26 protein-coding genes and 1 pseudogene are annotated in these 23,261 nt (G+C 61.0%); 14 read left to right on the top strand and 13 right to left on the bottom strand.

Annotation, left to right across the window (positions count from 1 at the left end):
* Nucleotides 1–238: 238 nt before the first annotated feature.
* From ABDB81_RS29365 to ABDB81_RS29340, 6 genes are all read left to right on the top strand, one after another.
* Nucleotides 239–697, top strand: a complete 459-nt coding sequence (locus ABDB81_RS29365; RefSeq protein WP_137928000.1) for a DUF305 domain-containing protein — start codon at nucleotides 239–241, stop codon at nucleotides 695–697.
* Nucleotides 698–717: 20 nt separating this feature from the next.
* Nucleotides 718–2,184 carry a YncE family protein gene (locus ABDB81_RS29360; protein ID WP_202126877.1) on the top strand — a complete coding sequence of 489 codons (1,467 nt, stop codon included), beginning with the start codon at nucleotides 718–720 and terminating at the stop codon, nucleotides 2,182–2,184.
* A 71-nt stretch (nucleotides 2,185–2,255) separates the two neighbouring features.
* Nucleotides 2,256–2,774: an RNA polymerase sigma factor gene (locus ABDB81_RS29355; protein WP_237380860.1), complete on the top strand. Its 519-nt coding sequence runs from the start codon at nucleotides 2,256–2,258 to the stop codon at nucleotides 2,772–2,774.
* Entirely contained in the window at nucleotides 2,771–3,565 is a 795-nt protein-coding gene (locus tag ABDB81_RS29350; protein ID WP_346814294.1) for an anti-sigma factor, read from the top strand. Before ABDB81_RS29355 ends, ABDB81_RS29350 begins: the two co-directional genes overlap by 4 nt.
* 428 nt (nucleotides 3,566–3,993) lie before the next feature.
* A complete protein-coding gene (locus ABDB81_RS29345) occupies nucleotides 3,994–5,025 on the top strand; it encodes a VOC family protein (protein WP_346814293.1) in 1,032 nt (343 codons plus the stop codon).
* 19 nt (nucleotides 5,026–5,044) lie between these two features.
* Nucleotides 5,045–5,458, top strand: coding sequence for an antibiotic biosynthesis monooxygenase family protein (locus tag ABDB81_RS29340; protein WP_137927993.1), 414 nt, complete (start codon nucleotides 5,045–5,047; stop codon nucleotides 5,456–5,458).
* Between the two features lie 35 nt (nucleotides 5,459–5,493).
* Here ABDB81_RS29340 and ABDB81_RS29335 read toward each other — a convergent pair whose 3' ends face one another.
* Together ABDB81_RS29335 and ABDB81_RS29330 are read right to left on the bottom strand one after the other, a co-directional pair.
* Nucleotides 5,494–6,387 (bottom strand): alpha/beta hydrolase-fold protein, encoded by an 894-nt coding sequence (locus ABDB81_RS29335; protein ID WP_137927992.1) that lies wholly within the window; start codon nucleotides 6,385–6,387, stop codon nucleotides 5,494–5,496.
* A gap of 20 nt (nucleotides 6,388–6,407) precedes the next feature.
* A pseudogene (locus ABDB81_RS29330) lies at nucleotides 6,408–6,575 on the bottom strand (SDR family NAD(P)-dependent oxidoreductase); the annotation flags it as partial.
* Between the two features lie 279 nt (nucleotides 6,576–6,854).
* Between ABDB81_RS29330 and ABDB81_RS29325 the strand changes: the two are divergent.
* Nucleotides 6,855–7,373 carry a DUF1269 domain-containing protein gene (locus tag ABDB81_RS29325; RefSeq protein ID WP_137927990.1) on the top strand — a complete coding sequence of 173 codons (519 nt, stop codon included), beginning with the start codon at nucleotides 6,855–6,857 and terminating at the stop codon, nucleotides 7,371–7,373.
* A gap of 729 nt (nucleotides 7,374–8,102) precedes the next feature.
* Here ABDB81_RS29325 and ABDB81_RS29320 read toward each other — a convergent pair.
* The 3 genes from ABDB81_RS29320 to ABDB81_RS29310 are packed head-to-tail and all read right to left on the bottom strand — an operon-like array spanning nucleotide 8,103 to nucleotide 10,536.
* A complete protein-coding gene (locus ABDB81_RS29320) occupies nucleotides 8,103–8,951 on the bottom strand; it encodes an SDR family oxidoreductase (protein WP_160474589.1) in 849 nt (282 codons plus the stop codon).
* 41 nt (nucleotides 8,952–8,992) lie between these two features.
* Nucleotides 8,993–9,754, bottom strand: coding sequence for an SDR family oxidoreductase (locus ABDB81_RS29315; RefSeq protein ID WP_137927988.1), 762 nt, complete (start codon nucleotides 9,752–9,754; stop codon nucleotides 8,993–8,995).
* Between the two features lie 41 nt (nucleotides 9,755–9,795).
* Complete coding sequence (locus tag ABDB81_RS29310) at nucleotides 9,796–10,536, bottom strand: SDR family oxidoreductase (RefSeq protein ID WP_346814292.1); 741 nt, start codon at nucleotides 10,534–10,536, stop codon at nucleotides 9,796–9,798.
* Between the two features lie 283 nt (nucleotides 10,537–10,819).
* Between ABDB81_RS29310 and ABDB81_RS29305 the strand changes: the two genes are divergently transcribed.
* Complete coding sequence (locus ABDB81_RS29305; protein WP_137927996.1) at nucleotides 10,820–11,713, top strand: AraC family transcriptional regulator; 894 nt, start codon at nucleotides 10,820–10,822, stop codon at nucleotides 11,711–11,713.
* A 7-nt stretch (nucleotides 11,714–11,720) separates the two neighbouring features.
* Here the strand turns inward: ABDB81_RS29305 and ABDB81_RS29300 are convergent, their stop codons facing one another.
* Genes ABDB81_RS29300 through ABDB81_RS29290 form a run of 3 tightly spaced genes read right to left on the bottom strand, consistent with a single transcriptional unit; the run spans nucleotide 11,721 to nucleotide 13,537 of the window.
* Nucleotides 11,721–12,647: an NADP-dependent oxidoreductase gene (locus ABDB81_RS29300; protein ID WP_346814290.1), complete on the bottom strand. Its 927-nt coding sequence runs from the start codon at nucleotides 12,645–12,647 to the stop codon at nucleotides 11,721–11,723.
* Entirely contained in the window at nucleotides 12,647–13,075 is a 429-nt protein-coding gene (locus ABDB81_RS29295) for a nuclear transport factor 2 family protein (RefSeq protein WP_137927985.1), read from the bottom strand. Before ABDB81_RS29295 ends, ABDB81_RS29300 begins: the two co-directional genes overlap by 1 nt.
* Nucleotides 13,076–13,096: 21 nt before the next feature.
* The gene (locus tag ABDB81_RS29290; protein WP_202126875.1) at nucleotides 13,097–13,537 is read right to left on the bottom strand and encodes a DoxX family protein; all 441 of its coding nucleotides are present in this window, start codon (nucleotides 13,535–13,537) and stop codon (nucleotides 13,097–13,099) included.
* Between the two features lie 92 nt (nucleotides 13,538–13,629).
* Here ABDB81_RS29290 and ABDB81_RS29285 point away from each other — a divergent pair, with 92 nt between their 5' ends.
* Nucleotides 13,630–14,532, top strand: coding sequence for a LysR family transcriptional regulator (locus ABDB81_RS29285; RefSeq protein WP_346814289.1), 903 nt, complete (start codon nucleotides 13,630–13,632; stop codon nucleotides 14,530–14,532).
* Nucleotides 14,533–14,637: 105 nt separating this feature from the next.
* On the opposite strand, the gene ABDB81_RS29280 is transcribed toward ABDB81_RS29285, so the two are convergent.
* Nucleotides 14,638–15,015, bottom strand: coding sequence for a VOC family protein (locus ABDB81_RS29280; RefSeq protein WP_160474585.1), 378 nt, complete (start codon nucleotides 15,013–15,015; stop codon nucleotides 14,638–14,640).
* A gap of 4 nt (nucleotides 15,016–15,019) precedes the next feature.
* Nucleotides 15,020–16,099 carry a zinc-binding dehydrogenase gene (locus ABDB81_RS29275; RefSeq protein WP_160474584.1) on the bottom strand — a complete coding sequence of 360 codons (1,080 nt, stop codon included), beginning with the start codon at nucleotides 16,097–16,099 and terminating at the stop codon, nucleotides 15,020–15,022.
* A gap of 102 nt (nucleotides 16,100–16,201) precedes the next feature.
* On the opposite strand from ABDB81_RS29275, the gene ABDB81_RS29270 reads away from it, so the two are divergent.
* On the top strand, nucleotides 16,202–17,143 hold the full coding sequence (locus ABDB81_RS29270) for an AraC family transcriptional regulator (protein WP_137927980.1): 942 nt from the start codon (nucleotides 16,202–16,204) through the stop codon (nucleotides 17,141–17,143).
* Between the two features lie 51 nt (nucleotides 17,144–17,194).
* On the opposite strand, the gene ABDB81_RS29265 is transcribed toward ABDB81_RS29270, so the two are convergent.
* The 3 genes from ABDB81_RS29265 to ABDB81_RS29255 form a co-directional block, all read right to left on the bottom strand.
* Nucleotides 17,195–17,959, bottom strand: coding sequence for a sulfite exporter TauE/SafE family protein (locus ABDB81_RS29265; protein ID WP_346814288.1), 765 nt, complete (start codon nucleotides 17,957–17,959; stop codon nucleotides 17,195–17,197).
* A 105-nt stretch (nucleotides 17,960–18,064) separates the two neighbouring features.
* The gene (locus ABDB81_RS29260) at nucleotides 18,065–18,808 is read right to left on the bottom strand and encodes a helix-turn-helix domain-containing protein (protein WP_346814287.1); all 744 of its coding nucleotides are present in this window, start codon (nucleotides 18,806–18,808) and stop codon (nucleotides 18,065–18,067) included.
* Nucleotides 18,809–19,528: a LysR substrate-binding domain-containing protein gene (locus ABDB81_RS29255; protein WP_346814286.1), complete on the bottom strand. Its 720-nt coding sequence runs from the start codon at nucleotides 19,526–19,528 to the stop codon at nucleotides 18,809–18,811.
* 34 nt (nucleotides 19,529–19,562) lie between these two features.
* Between ABDB81_RS29255 and ABDB81_RS29250 the strand changes: the two genes are divergently transcribed.
* The 4 genes from ABDB81_RS29250 (at nucleotide 19,563) to ABDB81_RS29235 (ending at nucleotide 23,150) form a co-directional block, all read left to right on the top strand.
* Entirely contained in the window at nucleotides 19,563–19,961 is a 399-nt protein-coding gene (locus ABDB81_RS29250; protein WP_160474579.1) for an aldolase/citrate lyase family protein, read from the top strand.
* A gap of 106 nt (nucleotides 19,962–20,067) precedes the next feature.
* Nucleotides 20,068–20,733 (top strand): GbsR/MarR family transcriptional regulator, encoded by a 666-nt coding sequence (locus tag ABDB81_RS29245; RefSeq protein ID WP_137927975.1) that lies wholly within the window; start codon nucleotides 20,068–20,070, stop codon nucleotides 20,731–20,733.
* 3 nt (nucleotides 20,734–20,736) lie between these two features.
* The gene (locus tag ABDB81_RS29240; RefSeq protein ID WP_346814285.1) at nucleotides 20,737–22,116 is read left to right on the top strand and encodes a cytochrome ubiquinol oxidase subunit I; all 1,380 of its coding nucleotides are present in this window, start codon (nucleotides 20,737–20,739) and stop codon (nucleotides 22,114–22,116) included.
* Nucleotides 22,113–23,150: a cytochrome d ubiquinol oxidase subunit II gene (locus ABDB81_RS29235; RefSeq protein WP_346814284.1), complete on the top strand. Its 1,038-nt coding sequence runs from the start codon at nucleotides 22,113–22,115 to the stop codon at nucleotides 23,148–23,150. The genes ABDB81_RS29240 and ABDB81_RS29235 overlap by 4 nt, the downstream gene beginning before the upstream one ends.
* Nucleotides 23,151–23,261 lie beyond the last annotated feature (111 nt).

Below are 23,261 nucleotides of genomic sequence, written 5' to 3'. Positions count from 1 at the left end.
AGCCGGCAAGCGACCGAGGCAACTGCCGATGGTCGCTTGCCTTCCGACTTTCCATCTCGTTGATGTTGCGTTGGCAACACTCCGCTCGCGCCATGGATTGGATCTGGCGGACGGCCAACGCGGCAACTCCCCTCCCTCCTTCGCCCTCCATTCCGACTTTCGCAAAATTGATTGCGGGGTCGGGAATATTCGGACGGGCTCCAGCGTCTACCTCGGACATCTCCAAGCAGGTATTCACATGTTCACACCTCCTCGTAGTGCTCCATTCAAGCGATCGGTAACGCGCATCGCCCTCGCCGCAGCCCTCATTGGCGCCTCGATGGCTGCCACCGCTGCAGGATCTGCAGGACAAACGGACTCCGAAAAATTCGTTGCCGAGAACGAAGCGGCCATGACCAAGATGATGGATGGAATGTCGGCAGCACCTACTGGCGATGTCGATCGCGATTTTGTCGCAATGATGATTCCCCATCATCAAGGCGCGATCGAGATGGCCATGTCCGAACTGCGATATGGCAAGAACGAACAGCTTCGGCGCATTGCACAGGAAATCATCGTCGATCAACTGCAGGAGATCGCGGCCATGCGCATCGCCCTGGGGCAGCCGGTGCCGCCATCGGCACCGGCACCCACCCAACCCGCAGCCCCATCGGCGGTATCGGGTACTGCCATCCACAACCACTCACACATGCACTGAACAAGGCGGAGAAAACAAGAATGAAAATCAAACGACATGCCCTCGTTGTGGCGTACCTGGCATGCGCCATGGGTAGCGCGCTCGCCGGGCAGGCACCAGGCGCCAGCGCCGAGCGAGACATTCCCATCAGCCATCGGGACAGGATCTACGCCGCGGAACAATTCTCGAACACGGTCTCCGTGACGGACCCTGTGGACAACAGGCTGCTCGGCGTTATCCGTCTCGGCGACCCAGCACCGGGCAACTTCAGTCCGCTTTACCGTGGGCAGGTTCTGGTGCACGGCATGGGCTTCTCGCCTGACCATCGCACGCTCGCCGTGGTCTCGATCGGCTCGAACTCCGTGACGTTCATCGACACGGCAACGAATGCGGTCAAGCATGTGACCTACGTCGGCCGGTCACCGCATGAGGCATTCTTCACGCCGGACGGCAAGGAAGTGTGGGTGACGGTTCGCGGCGAGAACTATGTCTCGGTCATCGATGCCAAGACGTTCCAGGAAAAGCAACGCATCACCGTGGCTGACGGCCCGGGCATGCAGATCTTTTCCCCCGACGGCAAGTACGGCTACGTCTGCTCGTCGTTCAATCCTGAAACGGCGGTGATCAGCGTGGCCGATCACAAGATCGTCGGCAAGGTGAAGCAGGAGAGTCCGTTCTGTCCGAACATTGCAGCGACGGCCGACGGCAAGCAGGTGTGGTTCACGCTGAAGGATATCGGCAAGACGCAGGTGTTCGACGCGCGACCGCCCTTCACCCTCCTGAAAACCATCGATACCGGACCTATCACCAATCACGTGAATTTCGCCCAGATCGCGAATGGCACGTTTGCGTATATCACCGTGGGTGGCCTCAACCAGGTCAAGGTCTTCCGTACCGATGATTTTTCGCAAGTTGCCACAATTCCCGTCGGGAAACTGCCGCACGGTGTCTGGCCGTCGGGCGACGGCACCCGCATCTACGTAGGTCTGGAGAACGCCGACCAGTTGGCTGCGATCGATACCGCGACGAACCGCGTCGTCGCCAATGTGCCGATCGGGCAGGCACCGCAGGCCATCGCTTACGTGCCCAACGCCGTACCCGAAGGCGATGGCACGCAAGGGCTGCAGAAGCTTGGCGTTGCCGGCAATACCACGCAACTGACCCTGCTCTCCGTTGCCAATGGACGACCGACTCCCAGCGATAACCCACCGACCAGCGTGACGCTGTTCGATCAGGGCCTGCTGCAAGTGGTACAGGCTTCCGCGACCGGTCTTGAGCCGAAGCATCCCTATGTGCTGGCCTTGGCGAACCAACCCGATGGCAGCGGGACACTGGAGCCAATTGCCACGTTCATGACGAACCCCGCCGGATCGGCAATCGTCAACGCCATCGGCCCCATCCGACAGGTGGTGCAGACCGATAGCGCACCGGGCACCCGGCGATTCCTCGTCATTGCCCCGTCCGTTGACGGCAAGGCCACTGCACCCGTCCAGGTGCAGCGTATGTAAGGCATTGCGGCCGCTCCAGTTGGGGCGGCCGCATCTGAGACGCAGATCATTCCGGATTCGCCGTGAACGAGATGTTCCAACAAGTCGAGCCAATGATTCCCGCATTGCGCCGATATGCCCGTGCGCTGATGAAAGAGCGCGACGCGGCGGACGACCTCGTACAAGACTGCCTTGAACGAGTGATCACGCACTGGGACGACCGCCGCTCGTCGGGCGACACCCGGAGTTGGGTATTTGCCATCCTCCACAACCTGGCCATGAGCGCCTTGCGAAAAAACACCACTGCCGGTATCCGGCAGGTTGCCATCGAGGATGTTGCGGAATCCCTCTCGACCCGCGCCACGCAGGAGGACGGCCTGATCTATCAGGATCTGCTCGATGCTGTGGACACCATCCCCCCTGAGCAACGCAGCGTGCTACTGCTTGTCTCGCTGGAGGATATGTCATATGCCGAGGTGGCAAAGACGCTCGACATTCCGGTTGGCACGGTGATGTCTCGGCTGTCCCGCGCACGGGACAGGTTGGTACGGCTGCTCGGCGGCGCGCGGCAGCATGCCGGGCCGGCTGCGACGCTACGGAGGGTGAAATGAACGAGATTCGTCCGATCCAGGAAGAAGAGCTTCTCGCATACGTTGACAATGCACTCGATGCCGAGCGGCGCAAGGAAATCGACGCGTATCTCGTCGTCAATCCTCCGGTGGCAGCGCGCGTCGACAAGTATCTCGCGCATCGGCAGGCATTGCGCGACGCATACGATCCCGTGTTGCAGGAACCCATCCCGCTTTCGTTGAATCTTGGACACATGCTCGCGGCGCGGCGCAGACGCGTCGACAAGCCGTGGCGCATGGCTGCCGCCGTCCTGGTCGCGCTTTGCATCGGCGGCGCAGGCGGCTGGTACGGCAACGAAAGCCGCAATGACCCCTACGCAAGCGGCATTGCGTCACTGGCGCGGGAAGCTACCGCCAGTTTCCAGGTGTATGCGCAGGACCCCGATCGGCCCGTCGAATTCGATGCGGCAAGCGGCCCTGAACTGACGCGGTGGGTCTCTTCGCGACTGAATCGAACCGTGCAGATCCCCGATCTGAGAAACGCGGGATACCGGTACATGGGTGGTCGGCTTGTGGCCACCGAACACGGGCCTGCGGGTCTGTTCATCTATGACGACGCGCATGGCGGACGTCTGGCAATGCTGGTGCGCACAATGGCGATCGATCGCGACACCCCGATGCGTCCGCATCAGGAAGATGGCGTGTCCGGATATTCCTGGGCCGACAAAGGACTGGGTTATTCAGTGGTCGCATCTGCTTCCACCACGGGCTTGCATCCGCTTGCCGACGAAATGCGCAGACAGGTCCGTGCCGAGCACGGTCCTGTCCTTTAAAGCGCAATTCCGTTAAATCGCCGGAATAAATCGACAGACATCGGCGTCTATCTGACAAGTCCATCGAATCCGATGTGCCGCGATCTCAAACCATTATTGGAGTCGAATCATGAAGACGAACCACACCCTGCGCAACGTTATCGCTACCCGTGGCCTTGTCGTCGCCAGGTAAAGCAAGTTCGTCTTTGAGCCATGGAACCTGCAAACAGATCATTCCTGAAGTGCGACGTTCATGCGTGCGCATGGATTGTCCATGCCATCGAACAGTTCAAATTCAGCACGCTTGACGCAACCATTCATCACTGCCGCTTGAATACTGCCAGTCGTCTTGCGGTAGTGATCGGAGTTATTCCGCAAAGCTGCATTTCAGGAATGCATGTTTCGGTGGTGCCTGATCGCTCGGTATGCTGCCAACACAACGCGACTGCATGTCGGCCCGGCAGCAACCCGACAGCAGCATGACTTTTCTTATACACAACGTTATGAAAGCAATGAAAATGGCGATGATCGCCGCCGCCGTCTCCCTCGACGCCTCCGCCCAGACGCTTGCCACGCCACAGCATGTGCCGGCTCCGGTTATCGACGCGTTGCAGGTATCGGCAATCGACCACGTGGGCATGAACGTTCCGGACATTGACGCGGCCGTGCAATTCTTCTCCGACCTGATCGGTGCGCGGGTGATTGCCGACGCGCGACCCGAAGGCATTCCCGCAGAATGGAAGACGCAGTTTCGCTGGCACCAGTCCAGCGAGTTGAAGCGCTTCATCATGCTTCAGTTGACCGGTGGTCCGAAGGTGGAGCTGTTCCAGTACGCGGGGCACGAGATCAATTCCACACAACCACATGAGGACGACATTGGCGCGACCCATGTAGCCCTCAGGACGAAGGACATCGCGCGCAGTCTTGCAATCGTGAAAGCGCGCGGGCTGAAAGTACTCAATGAACCGATCACGAATGCCGATGGCGTGCAGTGGTTCTACTTCCTCACGCCATGGGGCTCGCAAATCGAGCTCGTGTCCTTTAGCGACCAATACACCGCGACATCACCGCACCAAGCAACGGGGGCATCGACCATGAACACTTCTCTCTCATCTTCCGCATCCGTCGACCTGAGCGCTGTGCAACGCCTCATCGACCAGCACTTCGAAATCTGGAACGCGCCGGTGTCGGCGGAGACCATCCCCAAGTTCGCCCAGATCTACACCGCCGATGTCTTCGTTGCCGACGAGGGCGGGAAAGCCGTCGGCTACGAAGAGGTGGCCAAGCTGATCCGAAAGGTGCAGTCCAGTCACGCAGGGTTCGTGTTCACGCCCGATCCGGTGACGTGGAATCATGGGCTGGGACGCGTAACGTGGGGCTATGGGCCGCGAAGCCATCCTGACGCGGTCCGTGGAGAGGACATCTTCACGATCGAAGACGGCAAGGTTTCCAGCGCGCGTGTGTTCCTTGACAAGAGGTAATCTGACACAGGATTCAACGATGACCACCCCTATCGACACTCCCAGCTATAGCGACCAATTCCCGGATCACGGCCAATCTCCCGCAGATCACGACAAGAATCTGGCTACCGGCATCGTCGTCAGTGCGTACTACCGAGTCCACCCGGACGATCGGCAAACTTTCATCGATGCGGTTATCCCGGACATGGTGGCTGCTCGCAAGATGCCAGGATGCATCTACTACGCCTTTTCACCGGATCTGACCGACCCCAACACTTTTCATTTGGTGGAAGGCTGGGAAAACGAAGCCGCCTACGAGCGTCACGAGCAGGCGGCGACCTTTCTGGCCGCATTGGCGACAGTGGTCCGGAATGTCCGCATTCTCGATCGGCAGGGCGTGCGCTACGACGTTGCGAAACAGCACATCGATGACCCTCGGGAAAAGGTGGCTTGACGTCACGACAGGATCCGGATGCGGGCTGAGGCCCGCTACAGCGTGCCGTACAGACGCCGCAGCCCGCGGCTGAGGGCTGCTCCCATGATCGTTTCGTGACTCTCTTCCGGATAGACATGCGACTCGACAGAGAACTGGTCGCTCTGCCAGCGCCGCAGGATCTGCTCCATCGTGAACATGTCGCCGGGGAAGTCGATGTTCCCCAATATGGCGCGCAGCACTTCCCGGACGTCCTCAGGCACGGGCGCGCTGAATTGCTGACTGAAGCGGGCGCGATGCTCGAGTTCGCCGACGCACATGTAGAGGCGGGCCACGGGCGCCGGACGCGACTCGACGATCCGCGCGGCGGCATCGAGCAACGCACGCCCGTTCCACCACAGCGACGGGCTGACCGCGAGATATCGGCGAAAGGCATCAGGACGATGCAACAGTGCATAAAGGACAAACAGGCCGCCAAATGACTGCCCGGTCAGCGTCGCATCATCGGTATCGATGGGGAACGCTTCGGCCAGTGCGGGTCTGAGTTCGTCTGCCAGGAACGCGAGGAACGCATCAGCTCCGCCCGTCCTGGCGACTCCCGGCATCCCGAGAAGTGCTGGCGTCACCGGCTCGAACGCGGGCCATGACGTTGTCAGTTCCCGGTTCCGCCTGAGCATGAAAGGGGGATTCGCATCGAGCGGATAGCCCACGCTCACGCCATAGAGCAGAGGTAAGTCCAGTCCGACGGCACAGCTCCTGAGCGTGCTGATGAGTGTGCCTGCGCTCAACTCCGCATCCGTCGCTATCACTAACCCAGCGCGCTCATCTGCCGACGGTATCCGGTTCGGCGTCACGCATACGCGCAATATGTCATCGATGCCTCGTGGCCGGACCAGCCAAACTTCCGATCCGGCCAGCAAGACATCCTGATGTTTCTCGATGATTTCCATACCCTGGCGACGGCCGCTTAAATTTGTGCCATGACGCCATCGACAAACCGCTCCATGCCGTTCACAAAACTTGCCGCATCGGATGCAACCTGCGCCCCCTGCGCAGCAAGCTGCTGGGCGGCAGCGAGGCCAATGCCCGTTGCACCACCTGTGATCAGCGCGATTTTTCCCTCGAGTTGCTTTGTCATGTTCGATGCCTAGGGCGTGAGCTATTTCAATTGAGGAAGCGTAACATCTATCGGTCAAATTAGTTGCTCGAGCAGTTCCTCCCCAACGCTCCGCCGGCATCTCTTCCACATAGCTCGCACAATGGCGCGAATATGCGCGCAGGCGGCGAGGTTGGGTCCGCAGTGCACGCCGTCCTGTCACCGTGCAAATGGGAAAGCCTCGTCTCGAGCGATCTCCCACACTGGATGCTCGCCTCGACATCATCCTGATGCGGGGATCACGCCCACCGGAGGCCCATCATGACTCAGCAAGACCCCGTCGTCGCAGTATTCCCCACCCATGCAGCCGCCGACGATGCTATCAAGGTGCTCGGCAAACACGGCGTTGACTTGAAGACGCTATCGATCATCGGCCAAGGCTACCATTCGGAAGAACACGCCATCGGCTTCTACAGCGTGGGAGATCGCATCCGTTCCTGGGGTACCACAGGTGCATTCTGGGGCGGCATCTGGGGCCTGCTGTTGGCGCCTGCCCTGTTCGTTATTCCGGGCGTTGGCACGGTCGCGCTGGCCGGTCCCGTGGTTGCGGCACTGGTCTCGGCGCTCGAAGGCGTGGTGATCGGTGGCGGCATCAGCGCGCTCGGTGCGGCGCTGGCAGAATTCGGCGTGCCCAAGGACGATGTGGTCAAGTACGAAACGGCCATCAGAGCCAATGAATTCGTGCTGCTTGTACAAGGCACCGACGACGAGCGCACACGCGTTCGTGCGCTTCTCGATGGGCTGGCCGCGGCGCCCGCCGCCACACCGGCAGCCGCCTGACACCGGTACTTCCCCAGCCATATGCCAGGAACCTGCTCTTGCGAGGGCAACGGCACATAGACCAAGCAAGCTATCACGCGTGTTTGGGCTCGTTCAAGTGCGACAAGGAAAAGGCCGGTCTTCCTACTTCGCTCCACGAATTCCCGCTACAGTGTCAGGAGGCGAGCGGCGCGGTGCGCAGCTCGCCTCCTTTTTTTCCGACCATGGCCGGATACTGTGAGACGTGACAGTTATTCCTGTCCCATCTCAAAGTTAATGGGAAGCCCGACCTAGATAAATCAAGGAGTTGCTGAGCGCCGTCGCAAACTACCTGGGTCGAAATCTCACAGTTAGTGGGTAAAAGGGGCGGTCCGTCTCACAGTATGTGGGTACAATGGGACGGCTAGCGGACGGCAGGCCGGAAGTCGTTCCAGCCGCAGAAGTGGTCCGGGCTTATCGTCGAAGCCAAACGACAGGTTCCGATTGGGCACGCTCCGAGGCGGGGCGGCGTGGTGAATAGAGGGGCTCCTCCCGGCCAGTTTGAGACATATCCCAACGTTCTTCGAATGTCCCATCTTGACCGAAGCTGCCATTACGGGCCTGAGTGGACACACTACCGGCGGGCATTCACGTGAAATCGCCATGAAAAAAGGCCCAACAGTGGGCCTGATGTCACTCTCATAACCCTCGTTGAGCTTTGGGCTTTATAGGAAAAGAGTCCCGGCAAAGCCGGGACCCATTCACTATCGATCAGTCTGCAAAGTCGGTAGCCTCGGACGAGCCCTTCCAGGTGTCGAGATTCTTTGCAACAGCATTAGCTTTCGCAGCCGCAAGTTCATTGGCGATCTTGCCGGCGAACAGATGCAACGGCGCCGATTCGACCGAAGCGGCCTGAATGATCAGGAGGGCGAGCTTGTCAGGATCGCCGGCCTGATGGCCATGCAGAGTGTCGAGATGCAGGTCCAGCGAAGCCTTGGCCTCCGAGTAGTCGTCGATCTGTCGCCTGGCCACTGCGAGCGCACCGTTCGACAGAAAGTCCGTGCGCACAGGCCCCGGATAGACCACCGTTGCTCGGATGCCCAGCTCCGCGACTTCCGCCGCCAGGGATTCCGTCAACCCTGACAGCGCGAACTTGCTGGCGACGTAGCTGCCCCAGCCAGCATATCCGCCTTGGTAGCCTACGATGGACGAGATGTTGATGATGTGACCGCTGCGCTGGCGGCGAAGGTGCGGCAGCGCATGCCGTAGCACAGCCATCGGCGCGAAGAAGTTGACCTCGAAATTGCGGCGCAACTCGTCGTCCGACAGCGCCTCGACCGTGCCCTGCTGGGCATAGCCGGCATTGTTGACGACCACATCGATCACGCCGAACCATTGCACGGTCTTTTCAACAGCCGCCTGGACACTACGGTCGCTGGTCAGGTCAACTTCCAAAGGTAGAAAGCGGTCGGATGCCCCACCAAACGTCTTCGTCAGCGATGCGGCTGTGCGGGACGTTGCCGCTACCCGGTGGCCTTGCTCTAGCAAGTGGGCAACGAGTTTCTGACCGACGCCCTTCGACGCGCCTGTGATGAACCATGTACGAGATGCTTGTTTCATGATGCAGATTCCTTCAGATAGATGTGCGGCTAAGACGTTGATCAAGGCAGGGCCACGCTCATGCCACCGTCGGCCATGACCACGGCGCCGACGATAAAGCTGGCCTTTTCCGATGCGAGGAAGGCGATCACCTCGGCGATTTCCTTTGGCTGTGCCGCGCGGCGGATCGGTGCCTTCTTGCCATGCTCGGCAAGGAAGGCCTGGCCGTCCGCATGGATGTGGTTGGTAATATTGGTGATGACATCGCCGGACCCCACCGCATTCACGCGAATGCCGTGTTCGATGGCTTCCAGCGAGAGCGCCCGCGTCAACTGAGCAAGTGCGCCCTTGGACGCCGCATACGCTGCGATGAGCGGAAAGGCCTGATAGCAGGCGTAAGACCCCACGTTGACGATGGCCCCCGTCTTTGCCGGCAGCATGGCGCGCATGGCTTCCCGCGAGAACAGGAAAGCGCCCGTGGCATTAACGGCTTGGATGCCATTCCAGTCTTCCAGCGACATATCCACCAGCGGCTTGTTGATGATGACCGCCGCGTTGTTGACAAGGATGTCGAGCTTGCCAAAGCGGTCGATTGCCGTTGTAACGGCCTGCACGGCGCTTTCCTCTCGCGCCACATCGGCAACGACAGGAACGATGCCAGGTCGCGCCAGCGCTTCAACGTTGCTGCTGCGCCCAACGGCAATCACATTCGCCCCTTCGGCGTGAAGCAGTTCGGTGGTGGCCAGGCCGATGCCACTGGCTGCACCGGTGACGATGGCGACCTTGCCTGCGAAGGCGCCGCTTGCCGTGTTTCGTGATGTCATGATGTTCTCCTGGTTGGTTTGGGTCCCGCGTGCTGGATGGATCAGAACGGGCTGGCGGTGGGCCGTACGACGATCTCGCTGACGTCGACTTCGGCAGGCTGCTCCACCGCATAGGCGATGGCACGAGCGATCGCGTCAGGGGTGATAGCGATACGGCGGAACTCCTGCATCGCACTACGCGCGGTGTCGTCAGAGATCGAATCGGCCAGTTCGGACTCCACGACGCCGGGGCAGATCACTGTCACGCGAATCTTGTCGGTCTCCTGGCGCAGCCCATCAGAGATGGCACGCACGGCGAACTTGGTAGCGCAGTACACCGCGGCAGTAGGCGACACGGAAAGTCCGCCAATTGAGGAAATATTGATGATCTGGCCCAGCGCTTGCGCTTCCATCGTCGGCAGCACGGCGGCAATGCCATGCAGCACGCCACGAATGTTCACGTCAATCATTCGGTTCCATTCGCCGACCTTCAGCGCGTTGAGCGGCGAAAGCGGCATCACGCCCGCGTTGTTGACCAGGACGTCGATGCGACCGAAGGCATCGAGCGCGAACCGGGCGAATGCCGCCACGTCGTCGGCCGAGGTCACGTCGAGCTCGCGGTAACGAACCACGCCGCCGGAGGCTTCGATCGATGCCGCCAACTCGGCGAGCCGGTCGGTCCGGCGTGCACCGATCACGAGCCGGTGTCCTTGCGCGGCGAGCAGGCGAGCGGCGCCCTCGCCGATGCCGCTGCTGGCGCCGGTGATCAGAATGACTTTCGATTTGTTGATTGCGTTTGCCATGTTGCATACTCCTATCGTTGGTTCGGATCTGGCCGCGGAGGTCGGCGCTTGATTTGCCGCGCTCTGCAGTCACGTTTCGGCCTTCAATGAAGCGGTATGGTTCGTCGGCCGGTGAATGAATGATAGGGATGACCTGCCTGCAGGCGAATACACGGACCGATGCCGTTGTTGCCTATTCCTATTGATCCGACTAGTACGGTGTGCAAGACGCGGCTAGAATGGCGGCTGCAGGCAAACAACAGGAGGCTTTGTGTCCAAGGTCCGCTCCCCCGCTTCCGTCAAGATGGTTCGGTTGATCGAGAAACTGGCGCCCAACGAGGGCTACACGCAGTCGACGCTCGACAGCGTGCGGCTGATGCGTTCCGACCGGCCCCTCGGGCGCACACCGGTGCTGTACGAGCCAAGCATCGTGATCGTGTGCCAGGGCCGCAAGCTTGGCTTTCTGGGCAATGAGGTCTATGTCTACGACGCGCAGCACTATCTTGTACTGTCGGTACCGCTGCCGTTTTCCACGGAAACCCAGGCTTCGCCAGAGGAACCCATGCTGGCGGTGTCCATCCGTCTGGACCTCCTCGAACTCAGCGAACTGATCACGCAAATCGGTGCAGCAGGAGATCTGCCTGAAGAGCCACCCAACGGCATGGTGTCTACGAAGCTGGACGAGAATCTGGCCGGTGCAACCGTCAGGTTGCTGGAGGCATTGACCGTGCAGATGGATGCCCGGATTCTGGGTCCGGGCCTGGTGCGGGAAATCTGCTACCGCGTGTTGACGGGGGCACAGGGAGGCGCGATGCGTGCCGCTCTCGCTCACCACGGGCGCTTCGGCCGCGTCGCGAGAGCGCTGAAGCGCATCCATGCAGATTATGCGGCGCCCCTGAACGTGTCACGCCTGGCTCAAGAGGCCGGCATGAGCGTGCCAGCGTTTCACGCCAACTTCCGCACGGTGACCCAGACGTCGCCAATCCAGTACATCAAGTCCACCCGCCTTCACCAGGCGCGCCTGATGATGATTCGGGACGGCGTCACTGCGGCGGCCGCAGCGGGACGCGTCGGGTACGAAAGCACCTCGCAGTTCAGCAGGGAGTTCAAGCGTCTGTTTGGGCGAACGCCGGTTGAGGAGGCACGCGACATGCGCGAGTCTTTCACCCTGTCACCGGCGGTTCGCTTTGGCGCCTAGGCGCACTCTACTGGGCCACGGCCACAACGACCTTGCCTTTCACGTGGCCGCCCTTGCTGTGGTCGAGCGCCTGGCTAACGTCTGTGAGCGCGAAAACCGAATCGATATGGGTACGCAGATCGCCCGATGCATGGAGCGTAGCCAGTTTCTCGAGCTGGGGCGCGTCGCTACGCGTAGCGAAATGTCTGCCGGTCGCCTGCGTCCCTTTGGCTCGACCTGCGTCGGGCCTCGCCACCGTCGACACCAGTGTGCCGCCCGGCTTCAGCACCGACCATGAACGCTCCTGAGTTTCACCGCCAATCAGGTCGAGCACGAGGTCCAATCCCAAGACACGCGCGGCGAAATCCTCGGTGCGGTAGTCAATAAAGGCATCGGCGCCGAGGCTTGCCACATATTCGCGGCTCTGGGCTGAGCCGGTGCCGATGACGTGGGCGCCGGCCAACTTGGCAAGCTGCGCGGCCGCCGTGCCTACGCCGCCTGCGGCACCGTGAATCAGGACCGACTGCCCGGCTTGCAAGCCCCCATGCTCGTGGAGTGCCTGCCATGCCGTCAGCGTTGCAGCGGGAATCGCCGCGGCTTCCGCGAAAGTCAAGGACGCAGGCTTGCGCGCCAGGCGGGTGGACTCAACGATGGCGCGCGTGGCGAAAGCCCCGACAATGCCGATGAACCCCATCACTTCATCGCCCGGCTTCAGTGTTGTGACGTTGCGCCCCACGGCGATGACGGTCCCTGCAGCATCTACCCCAGGGGTGAAAGGCAACGGCAGTGGAATAAACGCCCGCATGGCGCCGCTGACGATCTTCCAGTCAATGGGATTCACCGATGCCGCGGCAACGTCGATCAAGACTTCGTTGTCGCCCGGTACGGGGTCGTCCGCCTCGACCAGCGTCATGCCGCTGGGGCTGCCGTAGGCAGTTAGTTGGATGGCTTTCATCAGATGCTCCTGGAAGCGACGCCCACTACAGGAGCGTCAAGGGCAAGGGCTGCCTGAACCGGGTCGAAATACTCGCGTAGGTGCACGATGCGACCGTCGCGGGCTGTCAGAAACACGACATACTCCTGGCGGTAGGTGCGGCCGGTCGCCGCGATCAGGCCCTCCCCCCGCACCCGAGCAATTGCCTGCTGCGGATCGTCCGTCGCAGTCACGATGGCATCGGAGAAGCGAAAGTTCCTGACCGCCCCCACGAACCACTTCGCATGCCGCAGCACAGATTCACGTCCTTCGAGTTTCAGCGGATGACCCAGGCTGGGTGCGTACGGCAGATCCCAGACGATGCTGTCGGCGATCAGTTCCTGCCATTGCTCCGGCTTGTCTACCAGGAACTGGAGGTGTTGCTCCAGAAGCGTTGTGGCAATGCTCATGATGTCTTCTCCTGCGATGTATCAGGCGGCAACGCGCTTGGCCGGCGCGCGACGGTTGTCCACGCTGAAGGCCCCGGGGCCGAACGCGACCACCTGCAAGAGACCACCGGCCATTGCCAGGTTCTTCAGGAAATGGAACATCTGGTTCTGGTCAGCGAGCGCGTGGTGAAAGATCAGCGCGGTCACGACAGCGTAGGCAGCAAGGAGGAGAGCAACCACGCGCGCCTTGTAGCCAATGACCAGGAGCGCGGCACCCGCCAGTTCCAGCACAAGTGCGCCCATCAGTCCGAGCGCTGGCGCGGGCAGACCCAACGATCCGATATAGGCCATCGTCGCGCCAGGGGCCATCAGCTTGCCGAAGCCGCTGATGAAGAAAATGACAGCGATGAGGGTGCGGCCAACGGCGGGGATTGCGGAGTGTTCGTTCAGCGAGGTGTTCAGGTTCGAGTTCATCGTGTTCATCCTTTCAAAGAGTGGATGAACAAAGAGTAGAGACTTGACACCCATCAAGATAGCCTATATTTCTAGATGCAATCCATCTACTACTTAGATATATGCTCGATGCCGTCTCGCTGGACCAGCTTCGTACCTTCATCGCGGCCGCCGACGAAGGCAGTTTCTCCGCCGCCGGCCGCAAACTCCGGCGAGCGCAATCCGTGGTCAGCCATACGATGGCCAACCTGGAGGGCCAGATCGGCGTGCAGCTTTTCGATCGCACCGGACGTTATCCGAGGCTGACGGACGAAGGATCGGCCTTACTTGCACAGGCGCGACTGGTGGTGGGTGGGATGGACGGGTTCAAGGCCAAGGCGCGGGCAATTTCCGACGGACTCGAGCCAGAGCTTTCCGTCGTGGTGGACGTCATGTATCCAATGACATCACTGACAGACGCGGTCGGCGCATTCCGAAGCGAGTTTCCGCACACACCATTACGCCTTTACGTCGAAGCGCTGGGCGCTGTCATGCAGCCGGTACTCGCCCAGACATGCCGGCTCGGAATCAGCGGCTCGATGCCATCGGTCCCAGAAATTCTCGATGCCGAGAAATTGCTGGATGTGCCAATGATTACGGTCACTGCCTCGTCCCATCCCCTGGCGTCAAAGAATCGGATCCTCCGGCCGGTGGATCTCAAGGAGCACGTCCAACTCGTGCTGACGGACCGCACGACCCTCACAGAAGGCACCACTTTCGGTGTTTTCTCTCCCCAGATATGGCGCCTTGCCGATCTGGGCGCCAAGCACGCATTCTTGCGCGCTGGCTTTGGATGGGGCCATATGCCGCTAGCAATGGTTCAAGATGACCTGGATTCTGGGAAGCTCGTGGCCTTGCGGCTCGAAGCGTTCCAGCCACATACGCCGCCCATCGCCATGTTTGCAGTTTTTAGGAAGGACACACCGCCCGGGCCTGCTGGAAGGTGGTTTCTCAAGCGCCTCAGAGGCGCAGGCGACACCCACTAACGAGCGTCAACCGGGGGAGGCTATGTCTCCTAGTCATCCGCTTTTTTGGCCAGACGCAGTAACGACATGACGGACCGAGAGGAGCCGCTACCAGGGAGGAGTTGTTCATTCAGCCGATAACTTGAGTTCCGGCTCGTAGTATTCGACTACGAGCCCATCCGGGTGGCGTGCGGTGAAATTCCTGCCTCCAATCGCGTCACACGGCTCGTGCAAGATCTCGGCTCCTGCCCCATGCACCTCACGAAAAGCACTATCGAGCGAGTCGACGACGAATGCGACCTGAGCATCTCGCACTGGTGCCAACGCTGTCTCGTTGCCGGCCAGCAAGATCACGCCATCGACTACGGCCACTTCGATGCCAATAGCATCAAGCCGCAGGCGCATCTCGCACTCGGCATGCTGGATGGTCTCGTAGAACGATACGGTGGCGTCGAGTGCGTCGGGTGCAACATAGAGTCGCTGCATTCTCTTCAGGATCTTCATGAGTTCACTCCGCGTGGTGATCCATCACCACGCATTCGAAATTGCTGGAGGTCGCAGCAGCATCCATTGCCTCGGGGAGCGCGGTGAGGGGAAACACAATCGGCCGAATCGGGCTCATGTCGAGGAGCCCGGCGCGCACGAGGTCAAACAGGCGTCCGTATGCGTCCCTCGGATACATGAACTGGCCGAGAATTTCCCAGCCGTTCAGCATCAATTCTGTATAGGGAACGGGCAATGGCACTGTCATGCTGCCCATCAACACGAGCCGACCGCCCTTTCTGAGGCTGCGCAGCGCAGCCATCGTGATGTTCGGGTCGCCAGCGTTACCGACCATGTCGAACGCAAGGTGGGCGCCGCCACCACATGCGTGACGGATGGCATCGGCATCGCTCGCCACATCTCCCGTCGCCACCACACGTACGACACGGCCCGGCGCCAGTTGACATATGGCGTCGAGCGATTCCGCTCGTCTCCCAACAGCGATTACCCGCCCCGCCCCCATTGCAAGCGCGACCATCACGGCTCCGGTGCCATATGCCCCCGCCGCGCCTGAAACGACGACGGTGTCGCCTGCTGCGAGCCTCCCGCGCAAGAGGCCACCAAACGGCACGATGCACCGCATCGTCAGCGCGATATCGAACGCATCGAGCTTCGACATCTCGCCGGCAGGAGTTACCGCGCTCGCCGGGAACGACGCGTACTCCGCCAGCGTGCCATCCGGCCAATCCGCTTGCATACGGTGCGCCGTGGGGCCGTTGGCCGTGACCCCCAGCAGTATCTCGGCCGGATTCTGTACGTTCTCCTGCGCGACAAAGTGCGACGACAGCACGACGCGTTGCCCGGGTTGCAAATGCCAGACCCCGGAGCCGACGCTATGCACGATGCCAGCGCCATTGCCGCCCGGAATGAATGGGCGGTCTGGCGTGTGGTAGATCGGCAGATTGCCTGCCACGTAGTCCTTCATATAGGACATCAGCGACGATGCCTCGATCCTCACCACTACCCCGCCGGGGCGCGCTTCAGGGATGGGTAGATCGGTCAGGCTCAGCGCACCACCGAGGCGCTCGAGTTGCCATGCTTTCATCGGATTCGACCTCATTCATTGGACGGAACACATGAATGATCGTGCCGACTGGAGTGCGTCGCTATAATAAAAAAGACCGATTTAATTCTCGATCGTACAAATATGGACGCATTATCGGACGTGCTCTCAATGTTGCGGGTGAGCTCCGCGTTGTCGTCCCGCTTCGAGGGCACCGGGGCGTGGGCGTTCCGGTTTCCTGCCTACCGTCACGTCAAGTTCGGTGGGGTGCTGGAAGGCCGCTTCTTCCTGTGGGTTGAAGGCAGCAAGGAGCCGCTCGCGCTCGAGAAGGGAGACTTCTATATGCTCACGGACGGGCAGCCGTTCTGTTCGGCGAGTGATCCACGGCTGCCGCCGCAGGATGGCCCAGCCACCTATCGGACGATTCGCGGTGCCGACGGGGTCGTGCGATATCAGGGGATTGGCGACGAGGCCGCTCCCGTCAGCCTTGCCAGCGGACGTTTTACCTTCGACAGCGACGTGACAGATCTCCTTCTGACGCATCTTCCGCCGCTCATCCATCTGCGCGCCTCCGACCTTGGCACGCACTCGCTATCCAGCGTTCTGGAACTGCTGAAGTGGGAGACCAGTGCCCGCCACGCTGGCGGAGATATCGCCCGCAGCAGCCTGGCGGCACTCGTACTTGTGCACGTGCTGCGCATGTACCTCGCATCAAGTCACCGGCCCGAGGGATGGCTGGGTGCATTGGCCGATCCAAAAATCGGTGCTGCGCTATCGCTGATGCATGCGCAGCCGGGCGAACGATGGACCGTCGAGGGCCTCGCACAGGCAGTAGCCATGTCGCGGACGGCATTTGCATCTCGGTTCCGGGGACACGTGGGCAAACCACCGCTCGACTACCTCGCCCAATGGCGCATGACAATTGCGCGTTCCGCACTCCGACATTCCGACGAACCATTGACCGACATAGCGGAGCGCATTGGCTACCTGTCCGACACAGCATTCAGCATCGCCTTCAAGCGCCACACCGGGCTGAGCCCTGGTCGCTTCCGAGCGGACTCGCGCACTTCGGCATCAGCCGGATGATGGCGCGAAGCCGATGCATATCCATTTTTGTACAGTGCCGCCGTGCCCCAGTCACCACCAGTATCGACGCGCGTAGATCAAGCTCATCAGTGCTCCCGCCACGATCACGAACTGTCGGACACGATGCGACGGCAAGACCCGCACCAACATGCCACCGCCGTAACCGCCAGCGAGGGCACCGGCCAGCATCGTCAGTGTCTCTGGCCATCGCACTGCGCCCTGCGCGATAAATATCAACGTTGCGCTCAGCGACACGCAGGTTGCCATCAGGTTCTTCAGCGCTTTGACAGCCCGCAGATCGCCTGGCTCCGTGACCGTCAGCATCGCCGTGAGGATGACGCCAAGGCCTGCTCCAAAGAAGCCGCCGTAGACACAGACGACGCCGAGAAGGACAGCGCCGGGACCGCCGGCCAGCATTCTCCCGGCGTCGGGGCGGTTCGCCACCCATCGATTAATGCCTGGTGAGAGCGCAAACAGTAGTGTGGCTGCCGCAATCAGTGCCGGGATGGGTATCGTAAAAAGCCGCTCTGGCAACTGCGTCAACACAACCGCACCGATCAGTCCACCGAGCACCGCGACAGCGATACACGTCATCGCACGCCCGGTCATCGCCGGCAGCTTCTCCCTATCTGCCAATGCCGCAATCAAATGCCCCGGCGAGATGGCGACGGCATTGGACGCATTGGCGATGATGGCGGGCAGGCCTGCCGTCAGCATCGCCGGAAATGTGATCAGCGTGGCGCCGCCCGCCAGCGCATTGACCAATCCGCCAGCGACGCCAGCAGCAAACAGCAGAGTGGCCGTGGTGCCTTGCATGCCTGACTCCTCGATGTAGAAACGATCTCGAAGAATGGCAGCCATACGGGACCGTGTCTGGAACGGATGTGACCGGCAACAGGCTGGGAGAGAGCAGTCGGCGACTCAGGTAGTTCGGAATTGCCCCGGCGTTGTGCCAAATACGCCGCGAAAGCAGCGGGTTAGATGGCTCTGATCGGCAAAACCGGTCTCGGCTGCAACAGTCGCGGGTGACATGCCGTCCCGCAGCAGGTTCCGCGCGCGGTTTAGCCTTGCGAGAAGTCGGAATGCGTGCGGGCCGACGCCAAGCTCTCGCGAGACACGGCGACTGAAACCTTCCCGGCTCCAGCCAAGATCCTCGGCGAGGCCGCCAATGGTGCCCTTCGCGTCGATCAGGTAATCACGCAGTGGCTCGTGACCATTGCCACACGTCGCCCTGGACGACACTCGCTTTGGCATTTCGCCGATCAGCGTTGCAAGCAGCCTGGCGTCAAACGTCCCTCCATCGATCAAGCCAGGAACGGCATCGAACGTGCAGTGGTCGCATCCCATCGACAGCGGGCGAAGATAGACGTTGAGACATTCAACTTCAACATCAGGCACCCTTACGGACTTGTGCACCACACCCGCCGCTATATATAGAACCAGCCCCTCCCGCACACTCACCTGCTCTTCGCCGATCAGAAACTGCCGACAGCCACGCGAAACGAAGACTAACTGGTCCTCATCATGGAAGTGAGATCGCAACGCCGGCGGCGTCGAGCCGGGCCACAGCGCGGTCTCTATCGCCGGCCCGATATCCATCTGCCGGTAGCGCCATCCAGCCTGACGGCGTCGCTCTGCCTTGGTATGGGATTCTCCGGTTGCCATCTATGTCCTCAGCGCACCTTCTACAAAATTTCTCACGAACAGCGAACGATCACCGCGTCGCCAGGCTAACGAGAGTTCCACAGAAGCCGCCACATCGCTCAATTCCCGGAACACCACACCGGTATTTTTTAATTCGCGCATGCATGCCGGGACCAATGCCACACCAAGCCCCGCCGCTACGAAATGAATGATCGATGCGATCTGCGGCGCAATCTGGCCGAGTCGCGGTTCGAATCCCGCGGCCCGGCAGGCGGCAATGATCGTATCGTACATCGCCGACCCGTACTGGCGAGGAAACGTGATGAACTCGTCGACGGCCAGATTGGCCAATTTCAATCGTCCACCACGCGCATTTGCATGAGCTGACGGCAGTACCGCGACAAGCGGCTCCTCCGACAGCAAGCGGAACTGGATATCCCGAGCCAGTGATTCGCCAGGTCTCAGAAACGCCGCGTCGAGACGATGATTCTCCAGATCTGCTATCAACGATGCCGTATTCGCTTCGTCCATCTGCACTTCGACAGCGGGATAGGCGCGCCGGTATGCACGAATCGCGGCGGTCACAACGGGGCTGAATCCCGACGACGCCGTAAACCCCACCCTGAGGACGCCGAGCTCTCCACGCGCAGCGCGACGTGCCGCATGCCCCGCTTCTTCCGCCATGGCTGGCATCCGTCGGACGACCTCTCGAAACGCAAGTCCGGCAGCCGTCAGTTCCACGCCTTGAGGTATCCGGTGGCGTTTCAGCAATGCCGTGAAAGTGGCCACGGACAGATTGATTGTCGATTTAGAGGACGCCGTTGCGCCAGGTGACAAGGATCGCGCGCGAGCCATCGTCGTGGATACGTTGCAGTCCCGTGCATGCGGACTGCCAACCGTCGTACGGATCAACAGCCTGGGTTCTCGTGCCGCCCTCGCCGACCTGACTGCGTTGCTCGAGCGCGGCCCGTTCCCTGACGCACTTCTGATTCCGAAGGTGGAATCTCCCACGCACATCGAGATCGTGGATGGTCTGCTCCATGAAGCCGGGGCCCATACCATGATCGTGGCTCTGATCGAGAGTGCATGTGGCATCGAGGCGGTCTACGAAACGCTCCGTGTCGGCCGTCGTCTCATCGCGGCGATGACAAAACTCAATAACTGTGAGACGTGACAATTCCAGTCCCAGCGACAAACCGCCACACCCACCCCTGCCCCCCGCACGCTTGCATCGTTTTTGTTTTAAACTTTCACAACTTTCTGAAAATTCAAAACAGACAATGCAGCTCTCGCCCCTGATCCAGCGCTTTGTCCTCCACTTCGGTGAGATGGGCAGCCGCTGGGGGATCAACCGGACGGTTGGTCAGATTTACGCCTTGCTCTTCACTGCGGCGCGCCCCCTCAACGCCGACGAAATTGCCGAAGCGCTTGGGTTTTCCCGCTCGAACGTCAGCATCGGACTCAAGGAACTGGAGTCGTGGAATCTTGTGCGGCTATCGCACCAGCCCGGTGACCGTCGCGAGTATTTCTCCGCGCCCGATGATGTCTGGGCGATTTTCCGGACGCTGGCCGAGGAGCGCCGCCGGCGCGAGATTGATCCCACGTTGTCGATGCTGCGCGAGGTGCAGCTCGAAACCCCGCTTTCCGACGATGACCGTCACGCGCAGGCCCGCATGAAAGAGATGTACGGGCTGATCCTGCTCGTCACCACATGGTTTGGTGACACGCAGAAACTCGACACGGCCACGCTGGAAAAACTGATGCGCCTGGGCTCGCGCGTCACCAAGCTGCTAGACGTCAAGGACCGGCTGACTTCCGCTATTGGCATGGGCTCTGCAAAGACCCCCGCAGGCACCAAGACCAAGGCGACCGAGTCCACCGCAAAAACCACGCGTCCGGCCAGCAAGACCACCCCCGCAAAACCTGCCCGATCCCGCAAGGAGTAGTCCGTGTTTGCAAGTGTCGATCCGGTGATACTGGCGCGCATCCAGTTCGCCGCGAATATCACATTCCACATCCTGTTCCCGACCATCAGCATCTCTCTGGCCTGGGTCCTGCTGTTCTTCAAGCTGCGCTACAACAAGACCGGCGATGAAAGCTGGATGAACGCGTATCGCGTCTGGGTCAAGATCTTTGCGCTGACCTTTGCGCTAGGCGTGGTCAGCGGCATCACCATGAGTTTCCAGTTCGGCACCAACTGGCCTGGCTATATGGAAACCGTCGGCAACATCGCCGGGCCGCTGCTGGCCTACGAGGTGCTGACCGCGTTCTTCCTCGAAGCCACCTTCCTCGGCATCATGCTGTTCGGCATGCGACGCGTGAGCAACCGCGTGCACACCATCGCCACGCTGTTGGTGGCAGGCGGCACCACGCTCTCCGCGTTCTGGATTCTCGCGCTGAACTCGTGGATGCAGACCCCCGCCGGCTTCGAGATGATCGATGGCCGCGCCCATGTGACGAGCTGGCTTGAGGTGATTTTCAATCCGTCGTTCCCGTACCGGCTCGTGCATATGCTGCTGGCGTCGGGCCTGACCGTGGCCTTCCTCGTCGCGGGTATCTCGGCGTGGCGCTGGTTGCGTAACGACCGCAGCCGCGATGTGATGCACGGCCTGCGCACCGGCGTGACGCTCGCTGCGATCCTGATTCCGCTGCAGATCGTGGCCGGTGATTTGCACGGGCTGAATACGCTGCATCATCAACCGGCCAAGATCGCCGCGATGGAAGGGATCTGGAAGACCGAGAAAGGCGCGCCCGCCGTGCTGTTCGGCCTGCCCAATGCCCGTACGCAATCGAACGATTTCGAGATCGCGATTCCGAAGCTGGCATCGATCTACCTCACGCACAAGGTGGATGGCGAGATCCTCGGCATCGACGCCTTCCCGGATCGACATCCTCCCGTGGCCCCGTTGTTCTTTGCCTTCCGCATCATGGTGGGTGTGGGTCTGCTGATGCTGGCCGTGTCGTGGCTCGGTGCCTGGCAGTTGCGGCGGAACGGGGCGCCGTCGAAATGGCTGGCGCGCGTGCTGGTAGCGATGACGTTTTCCGGCTGGATCGCTTTGGTAGCGGGCTGGTATGTCACCGAGATCGGCCGACAGCCCTACCTCGTCTATGGCGTGCTGACCACCGCGCAGGCCGCTTCGAAGGTGCCTGCCACGATGATCGGCAGCACGCTGGCGATGTACCTCTCGCTCTATCTGCTGCTGATCGTTGCGTACATCTCCGTGGTGTTCCATCTGGCACGCAAGGCGGGCAAGAACGGTGACCCCTCCGCGCCAGTCATCGAAACCCCGCAACCCGTCATTCCCGGCCAACCCAGGAGCGCATCATGAATCCGGCCACCATTCCTGACCTGAGCCAGCCGGCCGGCTGGCTGCCGCTGGTGTTCCTCGCACTGATGGGCCTGTCGATGCTGATCTACGTGATCCTCGACGGCTATGACCTGGGCGTAGGCGTGCTGCTGCGCCGCGCCGACGATGCGGACAAGGACACGATGATCGCGTCGATTGGTCCGTTCTGGGACGCCAATGAAACGTGGCTCGTATTGGGCGTGGGCCTGTTGCTCACGGCCTTCCCGCTCGCGCATGGCGTGATCCTGACGCAGCTCTACCTGCCCGTCGCGCTGATGCTGGCCGGGCTGATCATTCGCGGCGTGGCATTCGATTTCCGCGTCAAGGCGCGCGATCCGCACAAGCCATGGTGGAACTTCGCGTTCTATGCGGGATCGCTGCTGGCGAGCTTCTCGCAAGGATTGATGCTGGGTCTCTACATCACTGGCTTCCGCTACGACTTGCCGAACCTGTTGTTCGCCGTGGCCGTGGGCCTGTGTCTCGTGGCGGGCTACTGTCAGTTGGGTGCTTCGTGGTTGATCATGAAGACTACGGGCGCGCTCCAACTGCGTGCAATCTACTGGGCACGCCGCAGCCTGTGGATCACGGCGGCCGGTGTTGCTGCGATTTCCATCGTCACGCCGATGGTCAGCGCGCGCATCTTCGAGAAGTGGTTCACGCTGCCGAACATTATCCTGCTGGCGCCGATCCCGCTGCTGACGATGGCGCTGTTCCTCGTCATCGAGCGATTCCTGCGCAAGCTGCGTGATTTCCATGCACGCGGCAACGACCGCTGGTGCTGGGTGCCGTTTGCAGGCACCGCCGTGATCTTCCTGATGGCGTTCAATGGCCTCGCCTACAGCTTGTTCCCGTACCTTGTGGTGGATCGCATCGACATCTGGCAGGCGGCAAGTGCGCCGGAATCGTTGATGGTGATCCTGATCGGCGCGGCGGTGGTGCTGCCGATAATTCTTGGATATACGGCGTATGCGTATCGGGTGTTCTGGGGGAAGGCTACGGATTTGCGGTACGACTGAGGTGCGTTGTCGATTCTCTTTGTTGGTTCCCCTCTCCCGCTTGCGGGAGAGGGGTTAGGGGAGAGGGCCAGCGCTTCAGTACTAATGGCGTTGGTCGCGGGCGAACGTCTT

It is taken from the genome of Cupriavidus sp. DL-D2, from assembly GCF_039710735.1.
Taxonomy (GTDB): domain Bacteria; phylum Pseudomonadota; class Gammaproteobacteria; order Burkholderiales; family Burkholderiaceae; genus Cupriavidus.
The sequence above is the reverse complement of the archived record's forward strand: the minus strand, read 5'-3'. Positions and strand labels throughout refer to the sequence as shown.